Annotated in this window: 14 protein-coding genes; 4 read left to right on the top strand and 10 right to left on the bottom strand. The window is 67.0% G+C overall.

Features of this window, described 5'->3' with window-relative positions; translation table 11 throughout:
- Positions 1–146: 146 nt before the first annotated feature.
- From ACQ7JA_RS24655 to ACQ7JA_RS24630, 6 genes are all read right to left on the bottom strand, one after another.
- Entirely contained in the window at positions 147–977 is an 831-nt protein-coding gene (locus tag ACQ7JA_RS24655) for a lysostaphin resistance A-like protein (protein ID WP_430902341.1), read from the bottom strand.
- Between the two features lie 76 nt (positions 978–1,053).
- The gene (locus ACQ7JA_RS24650) at positions 1,054–1,740 is read right to left on the bottom strand and encodes a DUF2987 domain-containing protein (protein ID WP_430902340.1); all 687 of its coding nucleotides are present in this window, start codon (positions 1,738–1,740) and stop codon (positions 1,054–1,056) included.
- Positions 1,737–2,759, bottom strand: a complete 1,023-nt coding sequence (locus tag ACQ7JA_RS24645; RefSeq protein ID WP_430902339.1) for a lysophospholipid acyltransferase family protein — start codon at positions 2,757–2,759, stop codon at positions 1,737–1,739. The genes ACQ7JA_RS24650 and ACQ7JA_RS24645 overlap by 4 nt, the downstream gene beginning before the upstream one ends.
- Positions 2,760–2,770: 11 nt before the next feature.
- The gene (locus ACQ7JA_RS24640; protein WP_430902338.1) at positions 2,771–3,697 is read right to left on the bottom strand and encodes a hypothetical protein; all 927 of its coding nucleotides are present in this window, start codon (positions 3,695–3,697) and stop codon (positions 2,771–2,773) included.
- On the bottom strand, positions 3,694–4,971 hold the full coding sequence (locus tag ACQ7JA_RS24635) for a hypothetical protein (RefSeq protein ID WP_430902337.1): 1,278 nt from the start codon (positions 4,969–4,971) through the stop codon (positions 3,694–3,696). The genes ACQ7JA_RS24640 and ACQ7JA_RS24635 overlap by 4 nt, the downstream gene beginning before the upstream one ends.
- Before the next feature lie 103 nt (positions 4,972–5,074).
- Positions 5,075–5,200 (bottom strand): hypothetical protein, encoded by a 126-nt coding sequence (locus ACQ7JA_RS24630; protein ID WP_258830376.1) that lies wholly within the window; start codon positions 5,198–5,200, stop codon positions 5,075–5,077.
- Positions 5,201–5,579: 379 nt separating this feature from the next.
- Between ACQ7JA_RS24630 and ACQ7JA_RS24625 the strand changes: the two genes are divergently transcribed.
- Positions 5,580–6,152: a DUF2975 domain-containing protein gene (locus ACQ7JA_RS24625; RefSeq protein WP_430902336.1), complete on the top strand. Its 573-nt coding sequence runs from the start codon at positions 5,580–5,582 to the stop codon at positions 6,150–6,152.
- Positions 6,152–6,391, top strand: coding sequence for a helix-turn-helix domain-containing protein (locus tag ACQ7JA_RS24620; RefSeq protein ID WP_258830378.1), 240 nt, complete (start codon positions 6,152–6,154; stop codon positions 6,389–6,391). The genes ACQ7JA_RS24625 and ACQ7JA_RS24620 overlap by 1 nt, the downstream gene beginning before the upstream one ends.
- A gap of 10 nt (positions 6,392–6,401) precedes the next feature.
- Here ACQ7JA_RS24620 and ACQ7JA_RS24615 read toward each other — a convergent pair whose 3' ends face one another.
- Positions 6,402–7,949: a phospholipase D family protein gene (locus tag ACQ7JA_RS24615; RefSeq protein ID WP_430902335.1), complete on the bottom strand. Its 1,548-nt coding sequence runs from the start codon at positions 7,947–7,949 to the stop codon at positions 6,402–6,404.
- Positions 7,950–8,729 carry an enoyl-CoA hydratase gene (locus ACQ7JA_RS24610; RefSeq protein WP_430902334.1) on the bottom strand — a complete coding sequence of 260 codons (780 nt, stop codon included), beginning with the start codon at positions 8,727–8,729 and terminating at the stop codon, positions 7,950–7,952. It abuts the gene before it with no gap.
- Positions 8,730–8,804: 75 nt separating this feature from the next.
- On the opposite strand from ACQ7JA_RS24610, the gene ACQ7JA_RS24605 reads away from it, so the two are divergent.
- The gene (locus tag ACQ7JA_RS24605) at positions 8,805–10,106 is read left to right on the top strand and encodes an MFS transporter (protein ID WP_430902333.1); all 1,302 of its coding nucleotides are present in this window, start codon (positions 8,805–8,807) and stop codon (positions 10,104–10,106) included.
- A 16-nt stretch (positions 10,107–10,122) separates the two neighbouring features.
- Here the strand turns inward: ACQ7JA_RS24605 and mltA are convergent, their stop codons facing one another.
- Positions 10,123–11,379 carry a murein transglycosylase A gene (mltA, locus tag ACQ7JA_RS24600; RefSeq protein ID WP_430902332.1) on the bottom strand — a complete coding sequence of 419 codons (1,257 nt, stop codon included), beginning with the start codon at positions 11,377–11,379 and terminating at the stop codon, positions 10,123–10,125.
- A gap of 6 nt (positions 11,380–11,385) precedes the next feature.
- On the opposite strand from mltA, the gene ACQ7JA_RS24595 reads away from it, so the two are divergent.
- On the top strand, positions 11,386–11,532 hold the full coding sequence (locus ACQ7JA_RS24595; protein ID WP_430902331.1) for a hypothetical protein: 147 nt from the start codon (positions 11,386–11,388) through the stop codon (positions 11,530–11,532).
- Here the strand turns inward: ACQ7JA_RS24595 and apaG are convergent, their stop codons facing one another.
- Positions 11,533–11,907 (bottom strand): Co2+/Mg2+ efflux protein ApaG, encoded by a 375-nt coding sequence (apaG, locus tag ACQ7JA_RS24590; protein ID WP_430902330.1) that lies wholly within the window; start codon positions 11,905–11,907, stop codon positions 11,533–11,535. It lies immediately after the preceding gene.
- Positions 11,908–11,926 lie beyond the last annotated feature (19 nt).

Here is an 11,926-nt window from a genome sequence, read left to right as displayed (position 1 = left end):
CCTAAGTCAGCCGGCACCCTCATCAAACGCCCACACTTATCGACTGTTGATTGTTAAAGAACCGTATTCTGTCTCTTGCTATCGCTGCGAAGCGTTGTGTTCGTCAGCAGCAGAGAACGAGATTATGCAGTTGTTTTTGACATGCGTCAAGCCCTCTCAACCACAGGAATCGCCACAAGCTCTTTCCGGCGACCCTGCGGCGGCCGGATCTTGCCAGTCTTATAAGCGTAGGCTCCCATAACCATGCATGGCACGAGACAAGTGAATACGGCCACGAGGGATGCTTCGACGCCGAACCAGCCGCCCGTCAGCCAGGGTGCGCCGGTCAGCTGCGAGATGAACACGCCCTCCTGCGCCTTCCCCGACACGGACAAGGAGAACAGCGCGCCTTGCGTCAGGTTCCAGCCGAAGTGGATGCCGATGCACAGCCACACCCGCCGCGTCACCATATAGGCGACCCCGAGCAGCAGGCCCGCTTCGACGGTGACGGCGATCGCCGCCTGGAAGCTCGATTCCGCTCCGCCCAGGTGCATCAGCCCGAAAATCGATCCGGAGACCGCCAGCGCGGCCCAGCTCCCGAACGACTCCTCCAGACCGCGGAAGACGATCGCCCTGAACATGATTTCCTCGAATACCGCGACCATCATGGCGCCCGGTACCGCCGCGAGCAGCAGCATCGGGCTCCTCGACCCGGCAATGGTGAACACGCCCAGGGCAGCCAGGATGCCGATGGCGAGCGCGAACACGGCTGCGCCCAGTGCTGCGCCGCCCAGCAATTCAGCGCCGGCCCGCCGCCCCGCCAGTTCGGCGGGAGCGCGCCGCTCGATCACGCGCACATAACGCGCGAAGACGTAGAGGATCAGGACGGCCATCGCCAGTGCGGAAAGCGCCTTGCCGCCCGGCCCGGAGACGTAGGCCTGGCTCAATTGGGAGACCAGCATGGCGGGCAGCGCCACCCATGCCAGGGCGACCATCATCCTGCATAGCGGCCGGTGCGCCAGCCATGCGGCCGCGCCGGACAAGGTGGAGGCGTTTCGATGACCGGCCATCGCTTCACTCGGCAATCAGGTCGGCTGCCTGCGGAGCATGCGAGAGGATCACTTCCGCATTCGCGGCAGCCAGGCGCTCATCGAGCTTGAGCCGCAGCGCCCCCTGCGCGTCGGCGGCAACGACTGCCTCGCCACGGGCCGAGACGATCCGCGCGCTCGCGGCCTGCCCCGGCGGGTAACGCAGTTCGATGCCGGAAAAGGTCGGCATCAGGAAGCGCATCATGCCGCCCTGCTCCTTGACCAGGGCATTCGACTGCCTGACGCCCGCCATCAGGGCGGCGTAGCCGAACCGGGTGCCCGGCGGCACGATGGGCTCGGCCGCAAACGAGAACCGGGCCTTTTCGCCGGCCGGCATATTGGTGAGCACCTTCGGGTTATCCCTCGCCCAGGCCGGATCGATCGCGGGATCGAAGCGCCCCTCCCGGTCGACGGTGATGCGCTTGACCTGGGCGCCGCGCACGACCGTGAACACGATGTCCTGGGCAGCGATGCCGGCGTTGTTCGGCTGGACCGTCCCGAGCAGCCTGACCTTGTCGCGCGATCCAGGTGGCGCGGCGTAGAACTTGTCCAGCCGGGTGATCTCCAGCAGGCGTTTGTAGTCGATCCATTCGCGGTCGGCGGCCGCGGCCGGGCAGCCGAACAGCGCGGCGCAGGCCAGCGTCACGGTCACGGCATACAGGATGGTTTTCATGCGTTGGCCACCTCCAGGGGCGCATCGTGCTGCATCGCGCGCAGCTCGCGCAGGACAAAGCGCCATTCGGGCAGGAAGGCGTCGAATTGCGCGCTTGCCGCCTCCATCCCGGCCAGCCACTCCTCGTCGCCGCGGGCATCGACGGCGAGCCGTCCGGCCAGCAGGGTGCCGATGTCCTTTGTATAGATCCAGTGCTCGGGATGCAGGCGGATCTGGGCTTCCATCTCCTGGAATATCGCGGCCGTGAGCGTCGCGATGTCGTTTTCCAGGCTGTCGCTGCGCTCGATGCGCAAGGGCTGCCCGAGCTTCAGGGTCGACTCGATGCCCTCGCCCGGGCAGCCGTAGCCGACGATGACGGTCGCCCGGCTCTTGAGCGCGAACAGGGCGGTGCCGGCCATGGCGGGAACCAGCCTGCCGAAGAACGGTACGTACAGCACGTGTCCATTGATGTCGAAGACGTCCGGCATCATCGTCAGCGCCTCGCCCCGCTTCAGGACGCGCAGCGCCTTGAGGACCGCCGTGTCGTCGTTGAACAGGGCGTGAAAGCCGTAGCCGAGGCGCGAGAACAGGGTCTCGAACCCTTCCGAACTGCGGTTCGCGGAGGGCGGATTGTAGAAGGCGTTGATGGTCTTCTCGTGTCCGATCTCCCGGATCAGCTTCAGGCAGGCGGCCGGAAAGCTCCCGTAATGCGGCGTCACGAAAATCACCGGCTCCGCGCTCCCCCTGAGCATGTCCAGGGTTTCCCGCCCCTCGACCTGGACGTGCCGGTCCAGGAAGGCGCCGAGCTGGTCGGCGCTCAGCGATGCGAGATAATCCTTCATTAACCCGAACTTGCGCATCGATGCGCGATAGCGCGCATGCAAGTCATGCGCTTCCCGCTCGGACAGGTCGGGAAAGGCCGCGCGGACCGAATCGGCAAAGCCGGCCAGGCGCCGGCGCCCGTCGCGGCCAGGCAGGGCGGCCCGGCCCTGCTCCAGCAGGATCCGGGCGCGCACTCCCCATTCTCTCGTGATGTGCATGGCATGACTCCTCAGTGTGAACCGGCCTGGCTCAGGGCAGCAACCCTGGCGTGCGCGAACTGCGCCAGGCGGTGCGCCTGCCCCGGGGATGAACGCGCCCACGCGGCGGCCCAGGCCTCGAGCTGCTTGAGCTGGTTGGCGCGCTCGATGCGGTAGAAGTGAAGGCTGGCCCGGTACAGGTGAGGCCAGGACAGGGTGAGATCCGGCGCCGCCGCCGCCGAGGTCTGCAAATGCTCGATCAGCCAGTGCAGGCAGGCGTGCATCACCGCGCCCTGCGCGCCCTCGCGGCTCTGGGGCCGGTTCCATGCCAGCAGGGCGGCGCCGTCGAATGTCGGGGTGAGGACGGCCGCCATGCCGGAAATGCCGAGCAGGGGGTCAAGCATGGAGAAGCGGCAGGGCTTGCCCAGGAAGGCAATCGATGCGGTCGTCCCATGGCCCAGCGGCTGCAGCTCGGGGAAGCTGACGTACACAGTGCGGGCGCGGCGCGCCGCATCCATCTTGACCTGTGCGACGGCGTTCTGTGTCGAGCACACCGGCATCGGCCGGCGTGCGAGCGGGATCTCGTCGCCGAGCGTGCGCAGCAAGGGGCTCTGGACCAGGACGAGGTGCAGCGCGGGATCGGCGGACAGGCTGCGCAGCAGGCAGATGCCGGTTACGCTGAAGGGCAGCGCGAGCAGGCAGGGGCCGCTCGCGAGCGCCGCGTGCAGCCCCTGCCGGGCCGGCTCGAAGCCGTGCGACGGCGTCGCCTGCAGGCTGCGCCCGCCGCGCAGGAACTGGCGCTGCCGCAGCGCGCCTTGCGCCAGGGGCTGGGCCTGCGCCTCTTCCAGGCCGAGCAGGTAGACCATCGCTTGCGTCATCTGGTCTTCGAGCTGGGCGTCGTTCGACACCGCGACCGGACGGCCCGGCTGCCCGAACAGGCGCATGAAGGTGGCGATCATGATTTCTCCAGGGCTGAACCGGCGGCCGGCGGCAAGGCGCGCGCCGTCCTGACGGCAGCGGCGATGCCGCTCAGCGAGCGCCGCAATTTATCGAGGAAGAAAACGGCGCCGAGCATCACCATGGCCGGCCACAGCAGCGTGCCCGCGAAGGCGCCGAGCGCGACGGCCAGTTCCCAGCCCTGGCCGGAGGGCACGGCGCGCAGCAGCGCCCAGCCGGCCGCGATCTTGTCCAGGGTGGCGGTCGGCAGCAGGCGCAGTTCGCGGCCCAGGAACAGCGCGAAATACCCGAAGTAGCCGATGCTGAGCAAGGTGTAGCCGTACAGGATACCGCTGCGCACGGTCGGCGCGCCGACCGTGCGCCTGCCGATCACGGTCGCGACCAGGGAAGAGAGCGAGGACTGCACCTGCTTGTGCAGGTTGTGCAGGCCGCTCAGGTCGGACAGCAGCCAGTAGCCGTCGAACTTGAAGACCGGATTGAGCGTGAACAGCATGGTGAAGGTGATCAGCCACGACAGCTTGAGCGCCAGCGCGCTGCCGGTGGCAAGCGCCCAGGCATCGATCGCGATCAGGAAGATGGACTGGAAATACACGCCCCCGAGGTCGACCACCGCGCGCTGTCGCGGCTGCAGCTGCCAGGCCCTGGTGACGTCCGCGTACCACGCGGGGAAGATGAAATAGAGGCCGAAACCGATGGCACCGTGCGGACACCTGAAATACCGGCAGGCGGCGGTATGGCCCAGCTCATGGACCAGGCCACTGAGCAGGAACAGGCCGACCAGGGCGACGGCTTCGCGGGCCGACCAGGCACCGTGGGCGCTGTGCATGGCCGAAGGCAGGACCGCGATGTGCAGCGCGGCGAACAGCGCGAGCAGCGCGACCGCGAGGCCGGGCGTGAACAGCCAGGCTAGATAGCGGGTCACCCGGCTTGCGAGCCGGGTCGGCAGCAGGGTCACGCTGACGACGAAGGGCATGTGCCGCGGCGGGAGCGGCGTATCGATGTAGAGTAATTCGGGCAGGGTTTGCCTGGCCAGCGCCAGCAGCTGTTCGGCCGCGAGGAACTGGCCGCTCTCCGCTTCGTAGCGCGCTTCCAGCTGCGCGGCATCCAGCGGCTTGTCCAGCAAGGCGAGCACCAGCGCACGCGTCTTGGCCGACACGAGGAAATGACTGTCGCCGAGCGCCAGCAGGAAGCGCGGGGATGCGGCGCCCGACTCGAAGCGGGTGAGCGTGATGCCGGCCTTCAGGACGGGGATCGTGGATGTGCTGGGGAGGGACATGAAGATCCTGTGCGGACTCGAACGAGGGGGCGTGACCGCTGGCGGACGCGCCCCCGGGAGAATGCGGTAGCGGGATGGACCCGCTACGCCTGATCCGGCTGGATCAGTTCTCGATGGTGCAGGTGCACTTCCACTCGGTTTCGGCGCCCGGTGCGGTCGCTTCCATTTCAAAACGTGCTTCCAGGGCTTCGATCGAGAACTCTTCGCTGGTCAGGTCGAAATCTTGCATGTGATGCTCCTTGATAGTTGATTGTTTTAATACACATGTTGCCAACATTGTCGAGAGCGGACATCCCTTTGTGTGACCGCTTCCGACAACACACTGGACTTCGCGTTAGCATCCCGCCGCCGTCGATCCCGCGTCCGTATGGTGTCGGAGCGCCTGATCAACCGAACGTCGAGCTGATGGAAATCAGTCTATCCCCGTATTTTCTTAATGTCAAAAAATAATTTATTGCTGTTTCACGATAATGCGATATGCATGGAGCGCATCGCATCGGGGCTCGGGATGGCGCCGGGCAGGAAAGGAGCGGCGTGTAAATACTCCATGGATCGTACAGCAACAAAATCTCGTGAGACAATCATTTTTTTCTTTGAGGCATGTAAAAATGAACGAGAACCAAAGCTCTCCTTCCGACCTGGGCCAGCTGTTTCGCCTTTGCCACGTCATCCGCTGGCTCCTGTTCGTCTTCCTCACCGTCCAGATCGCTTTCTTCATCCTGTCGTGGGCCATGGCCGGTCCGGTGTCGCTCGGCCCCATGCAGCTGCTGATCAATCCCGACGGGATGACGGACAATGCCGTCGAGCGGCTCGACAACGCGCAGCGGCTGGTGGGCATCCTCGTCGGCGCGCCCGGCCTGCTGGCGCTGACGCATGGCATCCGTCATCTCAGCGCCACGCTGAGCGCCTTCCAGGCGGGGCAGATCTTCGCCATGAAGACGATCGGCCACCTGCGCACCGCGGCGGGCGCGACGATTGCCGCGGTCGTCCTGTTCAACCTCGAAACGCCGCTACGCAATCTGCTGTTCGGCTGGATGGGCGATGGGCAGTCCCATGCGATCGCCATGGACATCACCTCGCACGAGCTGTTGCTGCTGCTGGTCTGCAGCATGTTCTACCTGGTCGTCGGCGTGATGCACGAAGGCCGGCGCCTGAGCGAAGAAAACGAGGGGTTCGTCTGATGGCCATCATCATCAACCTCGACGTCATGCTTGCGAAGCGCAAGATCAAATCGAAGGAGCTGGCCAGTTACGTCGGCATCACGGAACAGAACCTTTCCCTGCTCAAGTCCGGCAAGGTCAAGGGCATCCGCTTCGCGACGCTCGACAAGATCTGCGAGCGCCTGTCGTGCCAGCCCGGCGACATCCTCGAGTGGCGCGAAGAAGGTCCGGAGCCGGACGGCGACGCCGGCGATATCTGAACGCGCCGCGCTACAACAGCCAGTCGATCGGCAGGAAGGACAGCAGGCGCACCCCGGCCCGTTGCCAGCCGCTGGTGTTCGGATCGGTGTCATGCCGGATGACGCTGCCGCCGGAACGCTCGATCCAGACCAGCTTGCCGTCGTCGCCAAGCCGCACCTCATAGGCCAGCTTCGGCGCCTCCTCGTCGAGCGTCCGACCCAGCGCCTGCGCCATGCCCGGGCTGTCGATCACGAAACCCATTTCGGTATTCAGGTCGATCGAGCGGCGGTCCAGGTTGAAGGAGCCGATGAAGACGGTACGCCCATCCACGCCGAAGGTCTTGGCGTGCAGGCTGGAGGCGGAACTGCCGAAGCGCCCCTTGCCGGTGTCCGGCAGCTGCGGCGCCGAATGCGCGCGCAATTCATAGAGGGAGACGCCGGCGCCGAGCAGCGCGCGGCGCCATTTCGCGTATCCCGCATGGACCGCCGCCACATCGGTCGCTTCCAGGGAATTCGTCAGGATCCGCACCCGCACGCCGCTGCGCGCGAGGTCGCCGAGCGTATCGGCCCCTTCCCTGCCGGGCACGAAATAGGGAGACACCACGTCCACCTGCCGCTTCGGCTCGCCGAGGTAGTTGCGCATCCACACCGCCATCCGCTCGTCGGGATGCGAGGCGCCCAGCACCTTGGCCGGAGAATCGCTGACAAGCCGCGTCACCGTCCATTCCAGCGGCAGCTGCTGCCGTATCAGCTTGCCGACGAAGTCGGAATTGGCGATCGCCTCCAGGTATTGACGCGCAGCCGCTTCCCGGCGCAGGCTTGCCGCGCGCTGCGCCAGCGCCCCGGCGGGTTCGGCGTCGGCGGCGTCGACCAGCGCCGTGACGGGATAGGCGGAGGCGCTGTTCCAGTACTTGTCGAAGTCCCGCGATACCTCGCCCACCACCGGTCCCACCGCAAGCACGTCGAGATCGACGAACAGCATGTCGCCGGCGGCGCCGAAGTACTCGTTGCCGACGTTACGGCCGCCGACGATGGTCGCCTGGTTGTCCACCGTGAAGGATTTGTTGTGCATGCGCCGGTTCAGCCGGCGGAAATCCGTCAGGTAGCCCAGGCTGCGCCAGCGCCGCATGGCGAAGGGATTGAAGAGGCGCACCTCGATGTTGGGCGCGCGGTCGAGGGCGGCCAGGCGCGGGTCGAGTCCGCCGGTATTGTTATCGTCCAGCAGGAGCCGGACGCGCACGCCGCGCGCCGCGGCCGTGCGCAGCGCATCGAGCATCAGGGTGCCGGTGAGGTCATCGCGCCAGATGTAGTACTGGACGTCGAGGCTCCGCTTGGCGCTGTGGGTCAGCAGCACCCGGGCCGCGAAGGCGTCGCGCCCATCGACCAGGGGATAGACGCCGGAGCGGCCCGGGTGCGCCGCCGCCAGCGGCGCGATCGCTTGCCCCAGCGGCGTGGTCTCGGTTCCCTGCAGCGCCACGCTGGCGCTGCGCTGGCCGAGCGGCGGCAGCGCGCTGCAGCCATACGCCGCGGCAGCGACGAGGGCAAACGCCGCCGCTCCCCGCCGCAGCGCCGCCTTCATCTACATGCCTTCGAAGTTCGGCTTGCGCTTCTCGAGGAAGGCCGACATGCCTTCCTTCTGGGCGGGCGTACCGAAGCCGGCGTGGAAGTAGCGGCGCTCGTAGCGCACGCCTTCGTTCAGCGGCATCTGGTAAGCCTGGTTGACGCAATCCTTGATCTGCATGGCGACCGACACCGGCATCTCGGCGATGCCCTGGGCGACCTTGACGGCTTCTTCCATCACGCTCTCGGCCGGATAGATCCGCGAGACCAGGCCGGTGCGCTCGGCTTCCTGCGCATCGATCATGCGGGTGGTGAGCAGCATGTCCATGGCCTTCGATTTCGAGATCGCGCGCGGCAGGCGCTGGGTGCCGCCCGCGCCCGGGGTGACGCCGACCTTGATCTCCGGCTGGCCGAATTTCGCGCTGTCGGCGGCGATCAGGAAGTCGCACATCATGGCCAGTTCGCAGCCGCCGCCCAGGCAGTAGCCGGACACCACGCCGATCACCGGCTTGCGGATGTTCAGGATGTGCTCCCAGTTGCGGCCGATGTAGTTGCCCGGGTAGGTGTCGACGCTATAGGTGTAGTTCGCCATGGCCGCGATGTCGGCGCCGGCCGCGAAGGCCTTGTCGCTGCCGGTCAGGACGATGACGTTCACGCTTGGGTCGGCGTCGAAGGCGTGCAGGGCCTGGCCCAGCTCGTTCATCATATTGTCGTTCAGCGCATTCATCGCCTTCGGGCGGTTCAGGCGGATCACGGCGACCTTGCCGTGGTTTTCGATCAGCAGATCCTGGTATTGCATGCGGTGTCCCCTTGTGTGTGAATGGATTGCCGGGATTGTAGCGTCTCACAGCATACCGAACACAGGTATCATTATTTGTTCAGCAATATTCTGCGTGAGATCATCATTCCCTCCCCTGGCGACAACTGGCTGACGAAGCGCGTCCCGCCCGACTCGGTGATGGGCAATCCCGATTTCCGCCGCTTCTGGTTCAGCAGCATCCTGGCCCATTTCGGCGCCCAGATCACCCTGCTGGCCCTGCCGATCTGCGCGGTGCTGATGCTGCATGCCACGCCGGCACAGATGGGCACGCTGGCCGCCTTCGAATCCCTGCCCTTCCTGCTGTTCGGCCTGCCCTCGGGCGTGCTGCTGGACCGCAACCGGCGCCTGCCGGTCATGATGTGCAGCGATTTTGTGGTCGCAATCGCGCTCGCGACCGTTCCGCTGGCCTGGTGGCTGGGCATCCTGAGCATCCCCTGGCTGTACGCGGTCGGCTTCGTGATCGGCACCGGCTACGTGGTGGGCGGCAGCGCGGAACAGGTGTTCCTGACCTTCCTGGTCGGACGCGGCGGACTGGTCGACGCGCAGTCGAAATTCGCCGCCACGGAATCGGCGGCGCGGGTGCTCGGCCCCGGCATGGCGGGCGCGCTGGTGCAGGGGCTGGGCGCGCCGCTTGCCATCCTGTGCAACGTCGCCGGCTTCGTCGTCTCCCTGCTCAACCTGCGCCGCATCCGGGCGCGCGAAGCGCAGCCGCCGCCATCGCATGCGCATCCGCTGCGCGACATCCAGGAAGGCCTGGCCTTCGTCTGGCGCCATCCCCTGCTGCGCACCCTGGCCTGGGTCTCGGCCGGCTGGCACCTGCTGTTCTATGGCTATACCGCCCTGCACGTACTCTTCGCCACGCGGGTCCTCGGCATGACGGCGGGGACCATGGGAATGGCGAACATGTTCGGCGGCCTGGGCATCCTCGCGGCCTCCCTGCTGGTCAAGCCGCTCTCGAGGCACTTCGGCACCGGCGGCGGCATCCTGGCCGGCCTGTGCGTGTCGGCGCTGGGCTTCGCCCTGGTGCCCGCCATTCCGGCCGCCCTGTTCGGCAGCGCGGGATGGACCCTGGCCGCCTATGCCATGGTGGTGTTCTGGATCGACTGCGGAGCGACGCTGTTCTTCGTGCCCTACAGCGCCCTGCGCCAGCGCGTGACGCCGGACGCCGTGCTCGGGCGCATGGTGGCGACGATGCGTGCGCTCACCGTCGCCGCGGCGCCGCTGGGTGCGCTGCTGGCGGGGGCGCTGGGCGAGGGATTCGGCGTGCGCGCGGGCCTGGCCTGCATCGCCGCCGGCGCCGTCGCCCTGTCGGTCGCCACGGTCTTCGGCACCCGCCTGCGCGACGTGAAAGACTGAAGGAGCCGCGCCCTGGCTAACGCGCCGCCTGCGTGGCGGCCGGCTTGGGCATGAGCACCCAGATCTGGCCGCGCTGCTTCATCTTGCCGGCCCGGTCGACGGCATCGGGCCCGAAGCCGTAGAAGAAGTCCGCCCGCACCGCGCCGCGGATCGCGCCGCCGGTGTCCTGGGCCATCATCAGGCGCTGCAGCGGCGCCTCGCTGGCGGCTTCCGTGGTCGCCAGGAAGAGCGGCGCGCCGAGCGGCACGAAAGACGGGTCGATCGCCACCGAGCGGCCCGGCGTGAGCGGCACGCCCAATGCGCCCTTGGGTCCGAGCGATGGATCGGGCAGCTTCTCTTCGCGGAAGAAGATATAGCTGGGGTTCACGTTGAACAGCTCCTGGCGGCGCTCCGGATTGGCCGCGATCCAGGCGCGGATGCCCTGCGCGGTCGCTTCCGTGGAAGTCAGGTAGCCCTGGTCCACCAGCCAGCGGCCGATGGCTTTATAGGGGTGGCCGTTCTGGTCCGCGTACGCCACGCGCACCGTCTCGCCACTATCGAGCTGCACCCTGCCCGAACCCTGCACCTCCAGGAAGAAGGCCTCGACCGGATCGTTCACCCACAGCAGCTCCTTGCCCGCGAAGGGCGCACGCGCGATCTCGGCGCGGGTGCTGTAGGGAACCACGGTCTTGCCGGACAGGCGGCCGCGCAGGCGCATGCCCTTCAGCTGCGGGTAGACGCCGCCCAGGTCGACGGTGAGCAGATCGTCCGGCACCCGGTACAGCGGCGTTTGATACCCGCCGCTACGCTTGCGCGAGCCGTACAGCATCGCCTCGTAGTAGCCGGTAATGAGGCCCGCATCCGCACCGTCGCTCGCCCGCATCAGGTTCGGCACGAACCAGGTCTCGAAAAAGGCGCGCACCGCGGCCGCATCGGCCGCATCGATCGAGCGCGCCGCCTCGCAGGCCGCCTTCCAGTCGGCCTTCTTGACCAGGACGCGGCAGGACTGCACGAAAGCCGGCCAGGCCTGGCGCAGGTCGTCCTGCTGCCAGCCCGGCAGCTCGCTGAAGGCCACGGGCGTCATCAGCGGTGTCGGCGCCGGCGGCGGCGCAACAGGCTGCGTCGGCTCGGGCGGCGGCGGGGGCTGTTGCGGCACATAGACCGGGCCCACCGGCGGCGGCATGCGCGTCGGTTCGGCCGGCTTGGCCGGCTCCTGCGGCGGGGTGGTCGAACAGGCCGCCAAAAAGGCGACGAGGAAGAGCGAAGCGGTTACACTGCGGCGTGTCGAATGCATAGGGACATGAGGACCGATATGTGGATCTTGATGGTGGAAGCCGGGGTGGCACTGTTCCTGCTGGTCTTTATCGTCTGGTGGACCATGTTCGCCGGCCGCAAGGACGTGCGCGACGAGCCGGCGCAACAGGACGTCGACAAAGACCGGCAATGATCAGTGCAGCGCGCCCGGCTGCGACAGCACGAACTCGGGAATCGGGACTTCGAAGCGGTGGCCGTCCTCGGCCACGCAGAAGTATTCGCCGTACATCGAGCCCTGCGGCGTGGCGCTCTCGGTGCCGCTGGTGTACTCGAACTGCTGGCCCGGCTGCAGCAGGGGCTGGTGGCCGACGACGCCCAGGCCGCGCACTTCCTGCACCTGGTTGTTGGCGTCGGTGATCACCCAATGACGCGAGATCAGCTGGGCGGCGACGCTGCCGGTGTTCCTGATCGTGATGGTGTAGCTGAACACGTACTGGTCGCGGTCGGGGTTGGACTGTTCCGGCAGGTACTGGGTCCTGACGGAGACAGCGAATTCATAGGCGGCCATGGGGTTTCCTTGCGTGATC

The sequence above is a fragment of the Massilia sp. BKSP1R2A-1 genome, assembly GCF_050586525.1.
Taxonomy (GTDB): Bacteria; Pseudomonadota; Gammaproteobacteria; order Burkholderiales; family Burkholderiaceae_D; genus Telluria.
This window is presented reverse-complemented; position numbering and strand designations above follow the sequence as displayed.